17 protein-coding genes are annotated in these 21161 nt (G+C 50.6%); 8 read left to right on the forward strand and 9 right to left on the reverse strand.

Annotation, left to right across the window (positions count from 1 at the left end):
- The first annotated feature begins 115 nt into the window (after window positions 1–115).
- Window positions 116–847, forward strand: coding sequence for a Mut7-C RNAse domain-containing protein (locus Q1A04_RS15615; RefSeq protein ID WP_299707865.1), 732 nt, complete (start codon window positions 116–118; stop codon window positions 845–847).
- Window positions 848–875: 28 nt separating this feature from the next.
- Here the strand turns inward: Q1A04_RS15615 and Q1A04_RS15620 are convergent, their stop codons facing one another.
- Window positions 876–1532, reverse strand: coding sequence for a CatA-like O-acetyltransferase (locus Q1A04_RS15620; protein ID WP_299707867.1), 657 nt, complete (start codon window positions 1530–1532; stop codon window positions 876–878).
- 182 nt (window positions 1533–1714) lie between these two features.
- Here Q1A04_RS15620 and Q1A04_RS15625 point away from each other — a divergent pair, with 182 nt between their 5' ends.
- The 5 genes from Q1A04_RS15625 (at window position 1715) to Q1A04_RS15645 (ending at window position 11154) form a co-directional block, all read left to right on the forward strand.
- Entirely contained in the window at window positions 1715–2341 is a 627-nt protein-coding gene (locus tag Q1A04_RS15625; RefSeq protein WP_299707869.1) for an OB-fold-containig protein, read from the forward strand.
- Between the two features lie 5 nt (window positions 2342–2346).
- A complete protein-coding gene (locus Q1A04_RS15630; RefSeq protein WP_299707871.1) occupies window positions 2347–4482 on the forward strand; it encodes a flotillin family protein in 2136 nt (711 codons plus the stop codon).
- Window positions 4483–4562: 80 nt separating this feature from the next.
- Window positions 4563–5045 (forward strand): DUF2321 domain-containing protein, encoded by a 483-nt coding sequence (locus Q1A04_RS15635; protein WP_299707873.1) that lies wholly within the window; start codon window positions 4563–4565, stop codon window positions 5043–5045.
- Between the two features lie 139 nt (window positions 5046–5184).
- Complete coding sequence (locus Q1A04_RS15640; protein WP_299707875.1) at window positions 5185–10149, forward strand: DNA repair ATPase; 4965 nt, start codon at window positions 5185–5187, stop codon at window positions 10147–10149.
- A gap of 165 nt (window positions 10150–10314) precedes the next feature.
- A complete protein-coding gene (locus tag Q1A04_RS15645) occupies window positions 10315–11154 on the forward strand; it encodes an MBL fold metallo-hydrolase (RefSeq protein WP_299707877.1) in 840 nt (279 codons plus the stop codon).
- Window positions 11155–11311: 157 nt separating this feature from the next.
- On the opposite strand, the gene hflC is transcribed toward Q1A04_RS15645, so the two are convergent.
- Together hflC and hflK are read right to left on the reverse strand one after the other, a co-directional pair.
- Window positions 11312–12250, reverse strand: coding sequence for a protease modulator HflC (gene hflC / locus Q1A04_RS15650; protein WP_299707879.1), 939 nt, complete (start codon window positions 12248–12250; stop codon window positions 11312–11314).
- A gap of 3 nt (window positions 12251–12253) precedes the next feature.
- Window positions 12254–13231 carry an FtsH protease activity modulator HflK gene (hflK, locus tag Q1A04_RS15655; RefSeq protein ID WP_299707881.1) on the reverse strand — a complete coding sequence of 326 codons (978 nt, stop codon included), beginning with the start codon at window positions 13229–13231 and terminating at the stop codon, window positions 12254–12256.
- A gap of 248 nt (window positions 13232–13479) precedes the next feature.
- On the opposite strand from hflK, the gene Q1A04_RS15660 reads away from it, so the two are divergent.
- A complete protein-coding gene (locus Q1A04_RS15660; RefSeq protein ID WP_299707883.1) occupies window positions 13480–14088 on the forward strand; it encodes a hypothetical protein in 609 nt (202 codons plus the stop codon).
- Window positions 14089–14101: 13 nt separating this feature from the next.
- Here Q1A04_RS15660 and Q1A04_RS15665 read toward each other — a convergent pair whose 3' ends face one another.
- The 5 genes from Q1A04_RS15665 to Q1A04_RS15685 all read right to left on the reverse strand — a co-directional run bounded on the left by Q1A04_RS15665 (window position 14102) and on the right by Q1A04_RS15685 (window position 17608).
- Window positions 14102–14554, reverse strand: coding sequence for a hypothetical protein (locus Q1A04_RS15665; RefSeq protein ID WP_299707885.1), 453 nt, complete (start codon window positions 14552–14554; stop codon window positions 14102–14104).
- Between the two features lie 18 nt (window positions 14555–14572).
- The gene (locus Q1A04_RS15670; RefSeq protein WP_299707887.1) at window positions 14573–14935 is read right to left on the reverse strand and encodes a spore germination protein GerW family protein; all 363 of its coding nucleotides are present in this window, start codon (window positions 14933–14935) and stop codon (window positions 14573–14575) included.
- A gap of 228 nt (window positions 14936–15163) precedes the next feature.
- Complete coding sequence (locus tag Q1A04_RS15675) at window positions 15164–16180, reverse strand: LLM class flavin-dependent oxidoreductase (RefSeq protein WP_299707888.1); 1017 nt, start codon at window positions 16178–16180, stop codon at window positions 15164–15166.
- A 21-nt stretch (window positions 16181–16201) separates the two neighbouring features.
- The gene (locus Q1A04_RS15680) at window positions 16202–16906 is read right to left on the reverse strand and encodes a DsbA family oxidoreductase (RefSeq protein ID WP_299707889.1); all 705 of its coding nucleotides are present in this window, start codon (window positions 16904–16906) and stop codon (window positions 16202–16204) included.
- Window positions 16907–16978: 72 nt separating this feature from the next.
- Window positions 16979–17608 carry an NAD(P)H-dependent oxidoreductase gene (locus Q1A04_RS15685; protein WP_299707890.1) on the reverse strand — a complete coding sequence of 210 codons (630 nt, stop codon included), beginning with the start codon at window positions 17606–17608 and terminating at the stop codon, window positions 16979–16981.
- Window positions 17609–17724: 116 nt separating this feature from the next.
- Here Q1A04_RS15685 and Q1A04_RS15690 point away from each other — a divergent pair, with 116 nt between their 5' ends.
- Window positions 17725–18159 (forward strand): helix-turn-helix domain-containing protein, encoded by a 435-nt coding sequence (locus tag Q1A04_RS15690; RefSeq protein ID WP_299707891.1) that lies wholly within the window; start codon window positions 17725–17727, stop codon window positions 18157–18159.
- Window positions 18160–18577: 418 nt separating this feature from the next.
- On the opposite strand, the gene Q1A04_RS15695 is transcribed toward Q1A04_RS15690, so the two are convergent.
- On the reverse strand, window positions 18578–21046 hold the full coding sequence (locus Q1A04_RS15695) for a TonB-dependent receptor plug domain-containing protein (RefSeq protein WP_299707893.1): 2469 nt from the start codon (window positions 21044–21046) through the stop codon (window positions 18578–18580).
- Window positions 21047–21161 lie beyond the last annotated feature (115 nt).

Here is a 21161-nt window from a genome sequence, read left to right on the forward strand (position 1 = left end):
TGTAGATATGATAGCCTGTACATAAAACAAAGAATTGGTTTTTGTTAATTGTAAAAAGCCCGAGCGCCTGCTTGGGCTTTTTATTTGCCGTATACCGGAGTCTATACCTTGTGCCATGCAACAAACAGCCGAATTTTACTTTCACGGCTCCCTCAACGATTTCCTGCGCAGTAAGAAGCGGAAGGTTTGGTTTAGCTATACCTTCTCCGGTCACCAAACGGTGAAGGATATGATTGAGGCCATCGCCGTGCCGCATGCGGAGATCCGGGAGGTGCTTGTAAATGGGAAAGCTGTTTCATTCAGTCACCGACTGCAGCGAGAAGATAGGGTGGAGGTATACCCCTATGACGGGCGGGAAGAATTGCTGCTGCAAGGTATAGGCGACCTGAAATTTGTATTGGATGTGCTCTTGGGCACCTTGGCCAAATCGCTGCGCATGCTGGGTTTCGACACGCTCTATGAAAATACCTTTACTGACAAAGCGATTGCAGGTATAGCCGAAGCGGAGCAACGCATCGTGCTGACAAGGGATGTAAACCTGCTCAAAAATAAGATTATACCTATTGGCTACTGGCTGCGGTCGCAGCACACCGAAGAGCAGCTGGCTGAAGTGATAAGACGATTCCGATTAGTAGATCACATCAAGCCCTTTACCCGCTGTATGGTTTGCAATGGCTTGATTGTAGCAGTCCCCAAAGACGCCGTGCTAGAACAGCTGCCTCCGAAGACCCGGCTTTATTTTGAGGAATTTTACCAGTGTACAAACTGCCTGCGTGTTTACTGGAAGGGCTCGCATTATGAGAGGATGCAGGAATTGATTAAGCGCCAGTTGGGAGAGAATTGGTAGACGTTAAATACTTTCAATAATTTTTCAACTAAGATTTCAGCGCATAGCTTTGTATGACCCGAGCCAACTGCTCTAAGAATAAATGCAGGTGGTAACCATCTGCCAAGGCATGATGCAGACCAATGCTCATAGGCAGGTATACCTTGTCCTCGCGCATTTCTAGTTTGCCATAGCCGATCTTCGGTACACCCGGATCTTCTTGGCCGATCGAGAACGCATGTTCCATTCCTTTAAAGGTAAACCACGGCAGGGTGGTCATGTGCAGCAGGTCTATACCTTGGTGACCGTTAAACAGTTTTTTGCTTTTCTTAACCTCCGCAATAATCGCAGTACCCACAGAGCAGAACTCCTCTAAACTCTCAATAAAAGGGAAGTGGGTGAAGGCAATATTTTTATCATCTCTCAGAATAGTGGTGGACATGTCTAGTCCGCTAAACTTAACGACCTGTCCGTTTTTGATGCGCAGCAAAAAACTGTCTGTGGCCCGGGCGGCCTGCGTGGTGGCATGCATGTAACCCAGTGAAACTGAGAGACCATGCTGTTTGCAGTAGGTATAAAGCGGGGTGATATCTACCTCCGTGTGGACATTAAAAAACGGCTGGGTGAAGGTGCTGAAAAAGCGGAAGGTCTCTTCCCGTACCCATCCTTCGATCGATATAATTTGGCTGCTATAGCGTGATTCCATATAAATATGTCGCCGGCCGGAACGGCACAGCGCGGTTTTAATACTGGTGCAAAGATAAGGTAAGCTTGTAACATATACCTTAGTAAGAAAAAAACTAATGCAAATTGAAGCAGAGTATATGTGTTGTTATGAATATTCTATTATATTTATAGCACAATACATGTTGCTATCAAATACTACCTATGAACGAACTTTTACAAGCTACTTTTTCCAGTGTCAACCTCATCCCAACTGCCTTACTGGTTTTTGTGCTACTCTATTGGGTGGCCGTCATCTTTGGCTTTCTGGACCTTGACTTCTTTGATGTAGAAGTAGAGGCGGAAGTGGATGCCGATGGCGTGTCCTCGGTGACGTGGCTCAACTCCGTGCTGGCTTTCTTTAACTTGGGCAAGGTGCCCTTCATGGTGTTCCTGACCTTTCTGGCACTGCCATTCTGGGCAATCTCCATTTTGGGCAACTACTATCTCAACAACGACTATGCACTGTTGGGGCTGCTATACCTTATCCCGTCTTTCATCGCGGCACTTTTTGTCTCGAAGATCCTGACAAGGCCTTTTGTGAAGATCTTTGCCGCCATGGAGATCGAGCATGATTCGGTAGCCACGATCATCGGTCAGGTGTGTACCGTCATTCTCCCAGCCAACCCTACGGAACTGGGCCAAGCGACGGTTACGACCAAAGGCGCCCCACTCTTACTGAATGTCAAGACTACTGAAGGCTCCGCTGTGCAGAAAGGCGAAACCGCGCTGGTGCTGGAGTATAATGCTGAAAACAAATTTTACCTCATACAACCTTACCAAATCCTTTAATTCACATGATTGAATCTTTATCCATGTCTATCGTCATCGTGCTGGCGGTAGTCGCCATTGGCTTCATTGCCATGGTTATCAAAATGTACCAGAAAGCCATACAGGGCGAAGCCATGGTACGCACCGGTCTGGGCGATACGAAAGTGTCTTTCTCCGGTATTTTTGTGGTGCCTGTTATCCATAAACTGGAAGTGATGGACATTACGCTCAAGACGATCGTGATCTCCAGAACAGGTTCCGAAGGTTTGATCTGTAAAGACAACCTGCGTGCCGACATCAAGGTGAACTTCTTTTTGCGCGTGAACAAAACGCCGGAGGACGTGATTCAGGTGGCGCAATCCATTGGCTGTAAGCGGGCCTCTGATCATCCGGCACTGGAGAGTCTGTTTGATGCCAAGTTCTCCGAAGCATTGAAAACCGTGGGTAAGCACTTTGATTTCGTGGAGCTTTACAACAGCCGCGACGATTTCAAGCGCCAAATCATCCAAACCATCGGCACCGACCTGAACGGGTATGTGCTGGACGACTGCGCCATCGACTACTTGGAGCAAACACCACTAACCCACCTGAACGAAAACAACATCCTTGACGCCGAAGGTATCAAGAAGATCATCGACTTGACGGCTAAGCAGAAGGTACAGGCTAACCTGATCGAGCGCGAGAAGCAGAAGACCATCAAGAAGCAGGACGTAGAGGCGCAGGAAACCATCCTAGAGTTGGAGAAGCAACTGGCTGAAAACGAAGAGAAGCAAAAGCGTGAGATTTCCAACATCAAGTCCCGTGAATTTGCCGAGATGGAGAAAGTGCGCCACGAAGAGCGCCTGAAAGCGGAGAAAGCCCGCATCGCCACCGACGAGGAAGTGAAGATCGCGGAGCAGAACAAAGACCGCCAGATTCTGGTAGCCGAGCGCAGCAAGCAGCGTACCGACGCGATCGAGACGGAGCGAGTGGAGCAGGCCCGTTTGCTGGAAGAAAATGAAAAACAGCGCATCGTGGCACTGGCGCAGATCGAGAAAGAGAAAGCCATCGAAGAAGAGCGCAAGAACATACAGGGCATCATCCGTGAGCGTGTAACCGTGGAGAAAGCCGTGGTGGAAGAGGAAGAAAAAATTAAGGACACCAAGGCCTTTGCTGAGGCAGACCGTACAAAAGCGGTTGCAATAAAGAACGCTGAGCGTGAAGCAGAAGAGTCGCTGGTGAAAGAGATCAAGAGCGCAGAAGCAGCCCGTCAGGCGGCGGAGTTCCGTGCCAAGCAAATGCTGATCGACGCGGAGGCGGAACAGGTGTCTTCGAACAACCGTGCGCAGGCCATCAAAACCATGGCAGAAGCCGAGGCAGCGCAGGCAGCAGCTATTGGTTTGTCAGAAGCACAAGTAATGGAAGCGAAAGCCCACGCCCGTCAGAAAGAAGGCGAAGCGGAGGCGCTGGTGATCAAAGCAAAAGCCAATGCACAGGCTGAAGCCGACGAGAAAATGGGTATGGTAACTGCCAAAGTAACCAAAGAGCAAGGTATAGCTAATGCAGCTGTAGTAGAGAACTTGGCTGCTGCCGAAGAGAAGCGCGGACTGGCAGAAGCACGTGTGATCGGAGAGAAGTTCACCGTGGATGCCAAAGGTATAGAGGAGAAAGCCGAAGCCATGCGCAAGCTGGATGGCGTGGGCAAAGAGCACGAAGAGTTCAAGCTGCGTCTGGAGAAAGACAAGTCGATCGAACTGGCTCAGATCAACATCCAGAAAGACATTGCCGCTTCACAAGCCGAGGTAATTTCTGAAGCCCTGAAGTCAGCGAAGATCGACATCGTGGGTGGCGAGACCATGTTCTTCGACCAGATCGTGGGCTCCATCACTAAAGGCAAGCAAGTGGACCGACTGGTGGGCAACAGCGAAGTGCTGAACACCGTGAAGGAGACGTTTTTCCAGCCAAACGGTAACGGGCATGTAGACTTCCGTGAGAACCTGCAGCAGTTCATTAATCAGTTCGGCATGAACTCGGAAGACGTGCGCAACCTGAGCGTATCGGCCATTTTGCTGAAGATGATGCAGAGCAGCGCTGACGAGAGTACGCTGAATACCCTGAAGCAACTGACCACGACGGCCACTGCCATGGGGATTGCGGACAAGCCGTACATTTCACTGAACTAACCTCACCCCAAACCCCTCTCCTAAAACAGGAGAGGGGCTTTTTTCTCGCGTGTAAAAGCCATTAGTAAAACTCAAGCGAAATGAACTACTACGATGTAGCACAAATCTGTCTAAATGGTCATGTTATAACTCCCATGGCACAAACATCACCTAACTTTCAGCAAAAGTTTTGTAATGAATGTGGCGAGAAAACAGTAATGAATTGCCAGTCATGTGGTAGCTTAATAAAAGGCTTTTACCACGTAACTGGAGTTATAGGTTTGTATGACTATGAAAAGCCTAAATTCTGTGAAAACTGCGGTACTCCATATACATGGACGGAGAGACAGCAAAATGCTGCAAATGAGTTGATTGATTTTAGTGAGAAGCTATCGGAGGCTGAAAAAGAAGATTTTAAGGCAAGTGTAAACGCTATAATTAGAAACTCTACAAACAGTAATGTGGCTCAACTAAAGTTTAAAAAATACATAGCAAGTGCTGGCAGTGAAATCGCTAAAGGCATGCGAGATATTTTCATAGACGTAGTGAGTGAATCTGTGAGAAAATCAATATGGGGCAACTAAGTCTAGTCAAGTTCCACTTTTGCTTAGGACTTATAACTTCTTCGATACTCAAGCCATTAGTACAATTTAGACTGTGAAAACAATTGGCTTTAACTGAAGCCAAAAACTTACCATCATTCATTTTTAATCCTCCAACCTAATGGAAGATACCAATACCACCACCGCCCCAGCTGCCGAGAACGTGCAGTTGGAGGGTGGTACCTATGAAATCTTGCGGAACCGTCTGCAGAAAAGCGGGGCCGAACTGCGTGCGCAACTCGAGCAGTTGAATCAGGAACGGAAGAGCGTTTTCGGTGCGATCGAGACGAAGCTGATTACGACCGAGCGCATCACCACTGAGAACAACTGTGTGCCTTGGGACATGGTGCCGGTGGGCTATACCTTGCTTTTTGGCTACAACGTATACCTTGGCCTGAAGTCGGAGGTGGAGCTGTCGGATGTGTTCGGCGTCTATACCTACGAAGGCCACAGCTTCCACCAGCAGTCTCTCGACTTGCTGCAGGATAAAACCTTTCAAGACGATTTCCAGAAGCTTTACAAGTACTACAAGAACACCCAGTTCGTCAAGTTTGCGCACATCGGCAACTACCTGTACATGGTGTTCCGGGTGGGCAAGGGACTCAACGATATCAAGACCTTTAAGTGGTTGCTCAAAGGCGGTTCCATCACTTACGTGGACAACCGCAGTGATCACGAATATGTGTTCCCCAACCAGCATGATTTCAGCTGGAAGCGTACCACCCGCGAGGCACAGCGCAAAGGCAAGCACCCGCACGTGTCCATAGAGGACAAAGTGTTCGTGGAGACTGTCGGCGGTGACCTTACCATCAAAGTAGAAGATAACACCGATTCCGGCCGCGGCATTTATTCCGAAGAAGTCGAAGACAAGGACCAGACGCTCGACGACTCGGAGATTTACTATGCTGTGGTTGGGAATATCATCATTCTGAAAATACGGCCCTACCGCGAGAACAATTACCGGTATTTTGTCTATAACATTAAGCTGCAGGAGGCCCGCCGCATCGATGCGCTGGAGCACAGCTGTGTGCTTTTGCCAGACGGGCAGGGCATTATCTATGCCTATGGCTATTACCTGCAAACCGGCGAGTTCAAGCAATTCGACAACAACCTGCAGGACATGCTTTTTGAGAAGCGCATCACCTCTCCGAATGGTGAGGATTTCCTGTATGTGTTCTATAACAAGGAGTCCGGCATCTACCAGTTGCTGTCCTACAACCTGATCACGCAGCAGATCGAAACGCCGATTCTTTGCCATGGTTACGCCATCTACGAGAACGGGGAGCTAAGCTATTTTCGGGCCGACGAAGAGGCGCAGAAGCACCACGCTATCCAGATCTGGCAAACCCCCTACATCGGGCCAAACTTTACTATACCTGTTACGCAGGAGTCGTACCTCTACAAGATCGGCAACAAGGACATTGTTCGGGCCATGGCCGAAAGCAACGAAGTGTTGTCGCTGTTGCACAAGGACGATTCCTATGCCAACCTATACCTTGATCTGATCAAGAAAACCACCGATGTGTTGGACTCCTACCACTGGCTCAACCGTGCGGAAACCTATAATCTGGCTGCGCCTATTTCAGCGATCCGGCAGACGGCCACGGCGGCGGTGGAAGAGTACGAAAAAGTACTCAGCATCAAGAAAAACACGCAGGCGCAGATCAGTCAGGTGCTGGGGCAGGCCGACGCGCTGATCCAGACGCTGAAGTTCAAGAAGGCCGAAAGCATCAACGACTATGTGAAGTATCTGGCGGACCTGCGGGGTTTACGGGGTGAGGTGATTTCGCTGAAAGAGCTCCGCTATACTGATCTGCCCACCATCGAAAAATACGAGGCGCAGCTGCAGCAATTCGCGCAGGACACCGCTAACGGAGCGGTAGAGTTTCTACTGCAGCCCAATGCGCTGGCGCCTTACGAGAAGAAGGTAAAGGAGATCAACACCGCCATTGAAGGTATAGCCAAGGTGGTGGAGGCCGACGCGACTGACGAAGAGATTGCGACGGTTTCGGCGGAGTTGGAAATGCTGATCGATGTAGTGAGCAACCTCAAGATCGAAGACGCCACCCAGACGACCCGCATCATCGATACCATTTCGGCCATTTACGCCACTTTCAACCAGACCAAAGCCACCCTGCGCCGCAAGCGCAAAGAGCTTTTGAGTCAGGAAGGCAAGGCCGAGTTCAACTCCCAAATTAAGCTGATCAGCCAGAGTGTGGTCAACTACCTCGATGTGTCGGACTCGCCGCAGAAGTGCGAGGAATATCTGGCCAAGCTTATGGTGCAGCTGGAGGAACTCGAAGGCCGCTTCCCGGATTTTGACGAATTCATTGAGCAGCTCACGGTTAAGCGGGAAGAGATTTACAGCGCTTTCGAATCGAAGAAGGTACAGCTGCAGGAGGCGCAGAACAAGCGCGCTAACAGTCTACAGCAGGCCGCCGACCGTATCTTGAAAGCAGTGCAGAACCGGGCTGGCAAAATGACTTCGGTCAACGAGATCAACGGTTACTTCGCTTCTGATCTGATGATCGAGAAAGTGCGCAGCACGGTGGCGGAATTGCTTAAAATAGGCGACACAGTAAAAGCCGATACCATCCAGAGCCGCCTCAAAACACTGAAGGAAGACGCTGTTCGCCAACTCAAGGATAAGCAGGAACTGTTCGTAGATGGTGCCAACATTCTGAGGTTTGGCAAGCACCAGTTCACGGTGAACACGCAGCCACTGGAGTTGAGCGTGGTGCACCGTGACGATGCCATGTACTACCACCTAACCGGAACCAGCTTTTTTGAGAAGATCACCGATGACCAGTTTCTGAGTTTCCGTCCGGTATGGGAGCAGACGCTGGTGTCGGAAAACAATCAGGTATACCGCGCCGAATACCTTGCCTTTAAAGTGCTGGAAGCGGCGCAGGACAGAGGTATAGCCGGCCAGCAAACAGAGAATAGCCTGCGCTACCTAACCATCGACGAACTGCACAAACTCACGGAAGCGGAGCTGACTGAGTACGTGAACAAATTCATGGCCGTTCGCTTTAACGAAGGCTATATGAAAGGTGTGCACGACCACGACGCAGCGCTGATCTTAGGCGCGCTGATCCGCCTGATCAAGACAGCGGACCTGTTGCGCTATACCTCCATCGACAGAGCCTGTGCGCAGCTCTACTGGCAAGTGTTTGTGCCGGAAGCGAAGAAAAATACGCTCAACCACCAGCTCAAAGGGATAAGCGCCATCCTGCAAGTATTTCCCGACACGCACGAGTTTGACGACGTGAAGGCCGGGCTTCAGCAGGAACTTTATACCTTCCAGCAGGAGACGGGACTGTGCAAAGAAGCCAATGCAGCAGAGGCTGGCGAGTACCTGTTCTACGAACTGACCCGAGGCAATCATTTTGTCATCGACAGTCAGGCCGATGTGCTGTACGACGGCTTCAAACATTTCCTGACGGAGCGTCATGTGCTGGATCGCTTTGAAGAATCGGTGAAGGCGCTGGAAGAGAATGTAGCGCACCAGTTCGAATTGATTCAGCATTGGATCAAGGCCTACATTGCAAAGGCCGGGCAACACGACAAAGTTGAGTTTGTGGCCGAGGTAGCGACGCTGTTGCTCACTGACAGTTACAATCCGTTGCAGGTGGTGCACACTGTTCTGAAAGAGAATCTTCAAGGTATGCAGGGCGCGCACCAGCAGTTGCAGGGGCAAAGCTATCAACTGAACTACCACCAGTTCCTGCACCGTTTACGCGATTACACCAGCAGCACCGCCACGGCTTTTATAGCTTTCACGGAGTTCAAAAAGAACATGACGCAGCAGGCTGAGCAGGCATTGCGTCTGAATGAATTCAAGCCGCGGGTACTGTCTTCCTTTGTGCGCAACAAACTGATTGATCAGGTATACCTGCCGCTGATCGGCGCCAACCTCGCCAAGCAGATTGGCACGGCAGGCGAGACCAAGCGCACCGACCTGATGGGCATGCTGTTGCTACTTTCGCCTCCGGGCTATGGCAAGACGACCATCATGGAGTACATCGCCAACCGACTGGGCATCATCTTTATGAAGATCAACGGTCCGGCCATCGGGCACCAGGTCACTGCGCTCGACCCGAAAGAGGCACCCAATGCCGCTGCCCGAGAGGAGCTGGAGAAGCTGAATCTGTCTTTTGAGATGGGCGACAACGTGATGATCTACCTCGACGACATTCAGCACTGTAATCCGGAGTTTTTGCAGAAGTTTATTTCGCTGTGTGATGCCCAGCGCAAGATCGAAGGCGTGTACAAAGGCCGCAGCAAGACCTATGATTTCCGGGGCAAGAAGGTATGCGTGGTGATGGCCGGCAACCCCTACACCGAGACGGGGGAGAAGTTCCGCATCCCGGACATGCTCGCCAACCGCGCCGACATCTATAACCTCGGCGATATCATTGGCGATACAGCAGATGTATTCAAGCTGAGCTACATCGAAAACTCCCTCACTTCGAACACGGTGCTGGCGAAACTGGCTGCGAAGAGTCAGAAAGACATCTATGCCCTGATCCAACTGGCCGAAACCGGCGACAGCGAAGGGTTGGAGTTTGAAGGCAACCACTCGGCAGCCGAGCTCAACGAGTATGTGCTGGTGCTGAAAAAGCTACTCAAGATTCAGGACGTAATCCTGAAGGTGAACCTCGAGTACATCCGTTCAGCCGCGCAGGCCGACGAGTACCGAACCGAGCCAGCCTTTAAACTGCAAGGCTCTTACCGCAACATGAACAAACTGGCTGAAAAGGTGATGCCGATCATGAACGATCAGGAATTGCAGACGCTCATCCTGTCGCACTACGAAGCCGAGTCGCAGACGCTCACTTCCGGTGCCGAAGCCAACATGCTAAAATTCAAGCAACTGATCGGTATTATGACCGAGGCGGAGGCGCAGCGCTGGGAGGACATTAAAGCCACATTCGTTCGCAACAACAAGCTCAAAGGCTTCGGAGGCAATAACCAGGTTGGGCAGGTGCTTTCCGAAATGGAAAACATCTCCGGCGGACTGGCAGGTATAAAGGATGTACTGAGTCAGTTTAAGCCAACCAAGCTGGAAGCCGAAGAGTTTTAAGGTATAGCGAGTGAAAAGGAAAGCCCCTGCAGGTATAAACTGCTGGGGCTTTTGTGTTTACCGAGGTATAGCTTTAAAGTTATATTTTTAAAATCAAGGGACAGGAATCATTTTAAGTTTTAGCAGGTTGATTAATCTCCGGATAAGCCCGACCTTTGTACCTCTATGCAATTAGCCATCACCTCCTTAAATTCAGGCAGCAACGGAAACTGCTACTACATCGGTAACGAGCAGGAAGCCGTGCTGGTGGATGTGGGCATTTCGTGCCGCGAAACCGAAATGCGGATGCAGCGCTTGGGCCTGTCCATGCGCAAGGTGAAGGCTATTTTCGTGTCGCATGAGCACTCGGATCACATCAAAGGTATACCGGTGCTGGCCCGTAAGTATAAACTGCCTGTATACATTACAACTAATACCCTGTATCGCTCCCGCATAGACCTCAGTGGAGTGGAGGTATTGTCATTCACAGGTTACGAGTCAGTACAGATTGGTAACCTGACTATTACCGGCTTCCCGAAATTTCATGATGCTGCTGACCCGCACAGTTTTGTGGTGGAAGGCAACGGCGTAAAGATCGGCGTGTTTACGGACATCGGTGCCCCCTGCGACCACGTCATCCAGCACTTTCAGCAATGCCACGCTGCATTTTTGGAGACGAACTACGACGATGGGATGTTGGAGCAAAGTTATTATCCATATTACCTCAAGCGTCGCATCAGTGGCAACCACGGTCACTTATCAAACAAGCAGGCATTGGAGCTTTTCGTCGCCCACAAACCCGCCTTCATGAGCCATGTGTTCCTCTCGCACCTCTCCAAAGACAACAACTGTCCCAAACTGGCGAAGAGCCTTTTCGAGACTTGTGCTGATGGAACGGAAGTGGTCGTGGCTTCCCGTTTTCAGGAAACCCCTGTGTATAACATTAGCTGCCAAGGCGATATTTTCGGACGTACTATATCTATAGCGGATATCACGCCGGCAGGGGAGCAGCTGTCGTTGTTTTGATATTCAAAAATAGGTATGGGGCCCCCTACACTGCGCCCCAGAACAAGCTGGCCGTTACCAATAAAAAAAGTGCCAGCTGAATGAACAGTTGGCACTTTCCCTTTTTCAAACAATTGCTAGTATTGCATCCTTCTTAATTCGAGACTCAGAACTCGAATTAGTTCGCCCTCTTTAAATACTTATACAATTCCGAGTCAGTAGACAGGATGATGCTGGTCTTATCATCGAATGATTTATCCAGCGTTTCCATAGAGCGGAGGAAGCCGTACAGCTCACGTGCCTGAGCGTTTCTGTTATAGGCAGAGGCGTAAATGGAAGTGGCCTGTGCATCGGCCTTACCTCTGATCATCTCGGACTCACGGGTGGCCTGCGATGTAATTTGGGCCAAATCGCGCTCTTTGTTACCCTGTATCTTACGGGCCTCCCCCTGTCCTTCGGAGCGGAACTGGTCGGCGATGCGGTTTCGCTCACTGATCATACGGTCGTATACCCGGTTGCGCACCTCGTCCACATAGTTCATGCGCTTGAAGCGGAAGTCCAAGATCTGCACGCCTAGGTCAGATGTGCGTTCATTGGCACGTTTCAGTATAAGGGCTTCGATTTTGTCACGGCCGACAGAGATTTTCTCAAGGTTCTCCAAATCTTCCATGACCTCATCCGTAACTTCCGGATCCCGGTTGGTAGAACGAACGATGTCGAGCAGGTCGTTGCTTGCAATGGCGTTGCGGGTCTCACCGTCTAGTATGTCGTCGAGGCGGGACTGGCCGGAACGCTCGTCACGCAAACGGATAAAGAATTGCAGCGGATTGGTGATCTGCCAGCGGGCGTAAGTATCCACAAAAATGAACTTCTTGTCTTTGGTAGGTACTTGGTTGGAATCGCCGTCCCAAGCCAAATAGCGTTTGTCAAAAAACTGCACTTTCTGGATGATCGGTATTTTGAAATGCAGACCCGGCGTTGTGCGCGGCTCCCCTACAGGTTTACCAAACTGTGTGACAATGGCCTGCTTGGTTTCGTCCAGCACGAATACGCTTGTGAAAAGCAGGGTGAGCACGAGGACAGCGGCTATGAGCGAGAGTATGTTTCTGGTGTTCACGGGCTATTTCGTTTGAGTTTTATTCTGATCAAGGTTTAGCAGGGGCAGTACGTTGTTGCCTTTTTCGTCCACGATGACTTTGCCGCCGATCTTTGGCAGGATGCGTTCCATCGTTTCGAGGTACAGCCGTTTTTTGGTTACTTCAGGCGCTTTCACATACTCTTCGAAGAGAGAGTTGAAACGCGCGGCTTCACCGGTTGCCACGTTCACACGGGTGAGGGCATAGGCCTCTGCTAACTGTATGGTCTCATCAGCTTCGCCGCGGGCGCGCGGAATGATGCGGTTATACTCTGACTCAGCTTGGTTGATAAGCGTCTCACGCTCCTGCTGGGCTTGGTTAACTGCGTTAAAGGACGGCTTCACGGGCTCCGGTGGATTCACATCCTGCAGTACTACTTGGTCGATGCGGATGCCGTTTTCGTACTCATCGCACATGCGCTGCAACAACACTTCCATGCTGGTGGCCACTTCCTGACGGCCTACAGTTAGTACCTCGTTCACAGTGCGGTCCCCTACAACTTTGCGCATAGCCGACTCGGCCATATCGCGCAGAGCCTTATCGGCGTCGCGTACCTTAAACAGGTAGTTATAGGAGTTGACAATACGGTACTGCACCACCCACTCCACATTGGCTAGGTTCAAGTCCCCGGTAAGCATGAGCGACTCATCATTAAAATCTTGCTTGGAGTACTGGGTGTTCCTGCCTGCCTCAACGGTTCTGAAACCAAATTCCTGCTTGAGTTGACGCTGCACAGGTATCTTTTTCATTTCTTCGATGCCAAAGGGGAGGATGAAGTTCAGACCGGGCTGCACGGTACGGTCGTAGTGGCCCACATACAAGACCACGCCTTCTTCTTCAGGGCCCACGGTTTTTACAGATGTTAAGATGACAATAAGCAGAACAAGTCCGAGCAAGATCTTTCGGAAGTGCTTACTAAACAGGAACATGTAATACTGCATGCGGTAATTAGGCTCGGCCATGGGTGCAGATGAATTGGTTTGTAGCGTTAAGATACAATAAAAAATCTATATGCTCTAATTCTAGAGATGCGCTAGAGCATGCGTGATGCAGCACTAAACAGGATTATATGGGATTACAACCTGACAGTTAACGCACATACAGTGTGGCATATAGTCAGAAAAACATCGCTTTTTTGTCGGATTCACGTAAAGGATAGGAATTGGGAATTCTACGTGCTCTAAGTGCACAAAATCTAAAAGCGTCAGACATGAAAAAGTATTTCGTAATTGCGCTTATGGCGCTTGTCGGCTACGGTACACAGGCCCAAACTACAATGCCTGCCACCGAAGTTCAAATCAAAACCGCTGTGCTGGCAGCACCAGCCGATATGAGGGAAGGGGCTACCGTGCTAGGTTACAACCAGAAAGGGGAGGTGGTGACCTTGCGCAAAGGAACGAACGAATTGGTTTGTTTAGCGGACGACCCCAACCAGCCCGGTTTTTCAGTTTCATGCTATCACCGCGATCTAGAGCCTTTTATGGCGCGCGGACGCGAGCTACGCATAGCAGGCAAGAAAAGTGACGAGATCTTTGATACCCGTGAGAAAGAGGCTAAGAGTGGAAAGCTAACCATGCCCAAACAGCCGACCTCCCTCTTCGTGTATAGCGCTCCTGAGGAGCAGATAAACATGCGTACCGGGGAGGTGGCAGACGGCTATCTGCGCTACGTGGTCTACATACCTTGGGCTACAGCCGAGAGCACCGGTCTGCCGCTAAAGCCTGACAAAGGCTCTGTCGCCATGCCTTGGATTATGCATCCCGGCACGCATGGGGCACACATCATGATCAGCCCGCCACGGGATAAAGCTGGTCAGTAATCAGGTTTGTAACTCATAATAAACGCTTTTGCTGCTTGCTTTGCAGGCGCTCCATCAGGAGCGGAGCGAGTGTCATAAGTAGCAAACCGATGGGCTGTAAACCGCCTTTTGGGAGGTTGTAATCGGAAAGGAGCCGCTGCCAAGAGAGGTGCAGAACCTTACGGCCAAGCACAAACTCAAAGATCAGTGTGAGTAGGAACCATAACAAGCCTAGCCGCAGGAGCGTACTTTTGTCACGACTACCAATCCATTTGATGGTCAGATAGGTAATACTCATAATCAAAGCCGAGCCGGAGAAAACGCTGATCTGTCTTGCTTTAAAATCTCCGGTTCGAGGTGCCAGCAAAGCTGTGCGTGCGATCCCATGTACAACCTCCACACCCATGATTAGGAGCCAAACAGCAGCTCCTCTCAGCAAAGCGTTCTGAAGTGACGATTCTCCTGAAAAAAGCTGTTTTATTTTCATAGAGTGCGGTTTACAGGATTACCGATCCAGCATTTTACTTACAGCTTTAACAAGCAGCAGGGCCATTACCCCGCTAACAGCAATTATTTTTACAACTCTTTCCGGGTCCGGTATGGACTTGAATTTGGTATTGCCGTCTTTAATTTCAATATAACCCACGGGTTTGATGCCCACGCCGCCACCGCCGCCGGTTCCTTCTTCGCCTGCTTTAGATCCACTGCCACCGCCAAAGCCATACATCGCCTTGGCCGCAGGTATAACGGTTACGCCATCGCGTTCCACCGGCTCACCGTAAATCGTTGTGGCATTGGCGGAAATGCCCAGCCGCTGCGCCAGACGCTCTATAAAAGTGTTCTTTTCAATTTTTGCTGTCTCTTCCATGCGTTTTAAATTTAAGTTTAATATTAACTATTTGATAGTCAGTTGTACGTAAAGAAAAACATGCATTTCAGAAAAGGAAGAGGAGGGACTTGAATAATGGGTGAGTGGTACTTCAGTGAGGGTATAGGTAACTTGCAGCTTAGGCATAAAAAAACAGACCCGAGCATCGCTTCGGGTCTGTTTCTGAATAGCGGGCTAGGTCTGCAAAGCCAAGCCAAAACATAGTCCTTATTTTTCTTGAAGCGCCGTGATCTCCGATAACAAGGTATAGGAATGCAGCCGCTTCTCAGGATCAAATATACCCGTTGAAATCATCAACTCGTCTACCTGTGTCTCGTTCACGAAGACCTCTAGCTCTTCCTGCACTGACTTTTTGCTGCCCACAAAGCTGTAGCGAAGCATCTGTTTCACAGCATACTCCTCCTGCAGACTCCAGCGGTTTTCCATGCTCTCCACAGGCGGTTGCATCGGCAAGGCCTTGCCCTGAATCACGTTCAGGAAAGACTGGTAGAGGGAGGTCGCCAAATGGTTTGCCTCCGCATCTGTGTCAGCAGCCACTACGTTCACACAAGCCATGGCATAGGGCTCCTGCAATTGGTCAGACGGCCGGAAGCTGTCGCGGTATACCTTGAGCGCGGCGTGTAGGGCGGCCGGGGCGAAGTGACTTGCGAAGGCGTAAGGCAATCCCATGATGCCGGCCAACTGCGCCCCGAAAGTACTCGAGCCTAGAATCCAAACAGGTATATCCAATCCCTCGCCAGGTATAGCGCGAACCTTAGCCGTACTGTTTTCTTTGTTCAGGTATTGCCGCAGCTCGGCCACATTGTTCGGGAAGTCCTCCACATTGCCCTGCAGGTCGCGGCGCAGCGCGTAGGCCGTTACTTGGTCGGTGCCGGGGGCGCGGCCCAGCCCCAAGTCGATGCGGCCGGGGTACAGACTCTCGAGCGTACCGAACTGCTCGGCCACTACCAAGGGGGCATGGTTAGGCAGCATAATGCCGCCGGAGCCCACTCGCAAAGTAGAGGTACCGCCGGCAATGTAGCCGATCAGCACCACTGTGGCCGAACTGGCGATGCCGGGCATGTTATGGTGCTCCGCCAGCCAGTAACGGGTATAGCCCAACTGCTCTACGTGACGGGCCAATTCCAGACTGTGCTGAAAGGATTCGTGTATGCTCTTGCCTGTGCGGATAGGCACGAGGTCGAGCACGGATAGTTTGATTTCGCTTAGCTTTTTGTCAGCCATGGTGTTTTGCTTGTTTAGTGATTAGCAAATGCCGCCTACTTCGCAGCTGTTGCCCTCAATGTCGAGCTTCTGGATAGTCGGTGCTATTTGCTTGAATACGTTTAAGAAAGATTCTGCAGGCTGTGCGCCAGTCACCAGATACTGATCGTTGATCACAAAAGCGGGCACACCGGTTATACCTGCTGATTGCGCAAAAGCTTCCATCTGGCGCACTTCCACTTTACCTTCCTCGCTTTCAAAGAAATTCTCTAAGCGCTCAGTCGGTAATCCTTGGGCTACACCTATTTCCTTGAGCACAGCCAAGTCGTTCATGTTTTGGTTTTCGGTGAAATAGGCTTTAAACAGCGCACTGGCTACCTCGTGCTGTACACCATACTGCTCAGCCAGCCAGATCAGACGGTGACCGTTGAAGGTGTTGTTCACGGTCATGCTGTCCGAGAAGTTGAATTTTATACCTTCCTCAGCACCAGCCTCCGTCATGCGCTGGTCCATGGCCGGCACCTGTGACACAACCTGCTCACCGTAGTTACCCTTAAAGTAGTCAAGACGGCCCATGCCATCCTGCGGGATGTTCGGGTTCAGCTCAAAGGCTTTGAAGTTGATCTCGGCCTCGTATTGTTCTCCGACCTGCTGTAGCGCTTTGTTGAGGCGTCGTTCGCCCACGTAGCACCAAGGACAGTTAATATCCGAGAAGATGTCTATTTTGATTTTCTGCTTTGTCGTCATATTTTCTTTAAATGCGTAAGCCGACAGCTACCTGATAAAGGCAGCTGTCGGCTATATATGTTATGCTGAAGCTTAAGCTTCCAGTACGAATTTTTCTTTCTGGCGTCTTACTTTCGGCAACTTGGCCAGCCAGTCATTGTCCGCGTCACGATAGCCGAGTGGCATCAAAGTAACACTGCGCAAACCTTTATCTGGCAGGTTCAGCAGTTTATCCAAAGCGGCTGCATCAAAGCCTTCCATCGGAGTAGCGTCCACTTGCTCAGAGGCAGCAGCCACCAGTCCTACACCAAAGGCGATGTAAGCCTGACGGGCAGCCCAATTGAAGTTCTGCTCCTGCGTGTTGCGCTCAGCTATACCTAACAAGGTGTTTTTGAAGTCCTCCAGCTGCTCGGCTGGCATGTTGCGTACTTCGGCCGTGTGCTGGATGTATTCCTCAATGTGCGTTGAATTGATGTCGTCCCATGCGGCAAAAACCAGCAGGTGCGAGCCTTCCTCGATCTGCGGTTGATTCATGGCAATTGGTCTGATCTGCTTTTTCAATTCTTCGTCCTCGATCACCAGCACAGTATACGGCTGCAGACCCATGGAAGAAGGAGCCAAACGGATGGCCTCCAATATACGCTCTACTTTATCTGACGGCACACGCTGACCGTTCATACGCTTGGCGGCATAGCGCCATTTCAAAGATTCTAATATATTCATGTCTATACAACAGTTAAAGTGCCAGTAACGTTTCAATACTAAGTTACTTTTGGTAACTCAAAGGTATTTGTTAATTTTGGACCTGTCAAGAAGGCACCTCCGCTAAACTAAGTATCATGGAAGTAACTAATATTGAAAACCAGCAGCTTACGATCCAGAAAAAGATCGATAAAGTTTTGTGCAACTCTGCAGATGTGGAGTCTTGCTGCCCGATCAAAGATATTCTGGCCCGTTTCGGCGACAAGTGGTCGATCTACACCATTCTTACCTTGGGGAAGCAGGAGAAACTGCGCTTTAACGAACTGAAAAGCCAGATCAACGGCGTGTCGCAGCGTATGCTTACCGTTACGCTCCGATCGTTGGAAGAAGACGGATTGGTCAGCCGGGAGGTATACGCTGAGATTCCGCCCCGCGTGGAGTACAGCCTGACACCACTAGGGCAGGGGCTGCTGCTGCAACTGCTGCAGCTCGCTGACTGGGCCAAACTGAATGTTGATCAGATTCTGGAAGCGCGGGAAAGGTATGGAAAGAAAAGTACGCAGGGGGTATGATTAAGTCATGTAAGAGACAAGCGTCTATGCCTTATCTTGCTCCATAAATTTTTGGAACCAGACGGAATGTCCCCTTGAGGGGACTACAGGGGTGTATATAAGGCCTCTGAAATACCAAATGCATCTCTTGAGAAGATGAAATCCGTGGACGTGTAACACCCCTACGGTCCCCTCAAGGGGACAATTTCTTTTGACTAAATCTGCCTTAATAGATCTAGAAAATACAATTGTAATGTCTCGAAAAGTAGTGGCCCAACCCCCAAAGGGTAAGCTTTCACTTATTGCGAGAGTAGGGTGGTTTACCGAGGTTCCTAAAACAGGTTCGAGGTCATCAAATATAAAATAATAAAAATAGGAGAATCAAAAAGCCCGACCGCTTTTCACAGTGGTCGGGCTTTTTGATATAGACTCTCAATTCTTACGGATTCGCTCTTCCCAAACTCACATCAAAAGTCACCATTCCACGGCCGGGCTTGCCGGCGTCGGATATACCTTCCATGATCGCACGGTAAGTCGTGTTGCGGTCGGCGGCGTAAAAGGTCACGGTTGCCTTACCTTGGGAATCGGTTTGCACGCTTGGGTTCCAGTAGAGCGTCGTGCGCAGGTCGGGTTCGCGGCTGGCCGGTGTCTTGCCGTCGTACTGCGGACTGTAGAACTCTCGCACTTTGCTGTAGCCATCTGCACGGTGGATGATGATGTACTTGCCCGGCTGCACTTCCTGCATCGGCTCCCCACCCTGACGTGTATACAGGGCGATCACACCACCCGAGGCACGACCTCCGTACAGGCCAGCCGACGCCGGACTTTTCAGGATTTCGATGCGGCTTATGTCGAACTGGTTAAGCTGTGAGGTGATGCTTTCATCAACGGGCATCCCGTCGAGCAGGTAGAGCGGCGGATTCTGGCTTCCGCGTATACGCGCCCTGAAATCATTCTGTCCGGCACGGTAGATTTGTAAACCAGCCACCCGCCCTTGCAGTGACTCAATTATGTTGCCCGACGGTGAAACAGGCAGTTCTTTTACATTCAGCACAACATCCGCTTCCCGGTGCAGTTTGAATGGCTGCACCATCTCCGCTTCCCCTTGAATCTTCACATCCTTCAGCAGGATGCCCCTCAAGGTGAGCTCGCTGTTCATTTCGTCGGCGGCAGCCATTTCCACTTTACCGGCAGTGATCAGCTCTGAACTGGCGCTTGCCAAGAGCTCTCCTATTTGTGGGGCAGGTATAATAGGCAGCTTCGGTAGATAGGAGTCTTCGTCTAGGTTTACCTGCAAGTGCTTGCGTCGGCCTCTCGCATCCGTACCCTGCACCACCATGTCCACGGGACCAGTAAAATCAAATCCCTCAAAAGCAAAGCGGCCTTCTTTGTCTGTTTCTGTTGTGATAAAAGCCAGATGCTGTCCTTTCAGGTATAGCAGCGCCTCACCGCCTTTTACAGGTTTCCCTCTATCGGTCTGGAGTGTTCCACGAATAGCAAGGTCTGTCTCTAGGCTATACTTTAGCTCCGGGAATTCGCCTTTGGCGATTTGCTGCCAGCCGAAGCGGCGCCAGCCCTGCGTCATGAGCAGGTAGGAGAGGGCCTCTTTGCGAGCTGTGTCATTACCTTCAAAATAATAACCGGGGTTCTGTACATGGCCGCGAAGATCGGAAGTCAGCAGCAGGTAGGTGTTAATGTTAAGTCCCTGCAAGTCCGGTGTAACAAGTTCGTCGTCGGTAACGGCTAGCGAAAAGTCCGTAGATACTGGTTTACCCTGCTTGTCCCGCGCCAGCACCTGCATGGTCACACGCTCCCTGCCCGAATAGGTTTTCTTATCTGTAGTCAGGGTGATGTCCAGATTGTCTTGGTTGTCAATAAAGACGAGCCGCTCAGCTAAGGGCTCACCATTGGCCTTGGCCAAATTGAAGCGCACTATACCTGTCGCGAAATCCGCTTTGGCAATTTGCTTACTGAAAGACTGTCCCGGCTGCAGGTTGAGCTGTTCGGCGTACTGCACTTCATCGCGGCTGATGCCGGTGAGAAGCAGCGGCTGTCTACCAGCAACATTGCCTGCCACAGTCACTTGCAGCTGGTCGGGGTTGGCTGTTTCGTTGATTTGGAGCACATAGCCACTGGCCTGCGCCTCAGGTAAAGAAAATTCTGCCGTACGGCCGTCCGCAAAGTTCACCCGAGCCGTATAGCGTTGGCCCTGTTGCGGCTGCAACACAAACGCTCCCATGCCTAAGTGCGTGTCTTTAAAGTCAAGAACTTTTTGGTTTTGTGCGTCATAGACAGCACCAGTCACTGCTATACCTGTTCCATCAGGGTTAGTGGCTTTGAAGGCCACGCGGCTTTGCAGGCCTTGCACCAGATCACCGCCCTCGGGAAAGAACTGCAGATCGATCTTTTGAGCGGTTTTTTCTGTTTTTTCTTCGGTTTTGGTTTGCGCGCCTATAATGTTGATTTCTTTGCGGAAGAAGCTCTCTTCGCCGAAATTGCGCATCCACTGGGTATAGGCGGTCAGGGTGTAAGTACCTTCGGACAAGTTAGACGGCAGGATGATATCGCCGTTTGCTTTGCCGTTTTCCGCCTTTAGCGTCAGGCGCTGCACCGCTTCGTTGTTTGCATCGAGCAGGTCCACGTACAACACGCCGCTTTTAGCTGTTGGCTGCAATGTGGCGGCGTCCACAACATAGCCTTTCAACCAGATCTGCTGACCCGGCGTGTAACGCGGCTTGTCCAAGTGCAGGTATACCTTCTCAGGTGCATATTGGGTGTTCCAGCTCGCTAGGTGCGCCTGTAGTGTATTAAGCAGGTCCGGCTTTTGACTGACAAACGCCAGCGATACGAAAGCTAGTAGCAAGACCGGCAAAATGTATCTCCAACGCTCTAATTTATTACGATTCATATTTCCTCCATTTCTAATCATCTCTTCTAAATCAACAAAGAATGGTACAACAATCATTCCTTAAAGTGCTAGTGCAATGCTTTATGCACAAAGCCTGAAAATTATGCTGAGTTGG

Origin of the sequence: uncultured Pontibacter sp., assembly GCF_947499215.1 — a bacterium.
Classification (GTDB): Bacteria; Bacteroidota; Bacteroidia; order Cytophagales; family Hymenobacteraceae; genus Pontibacter.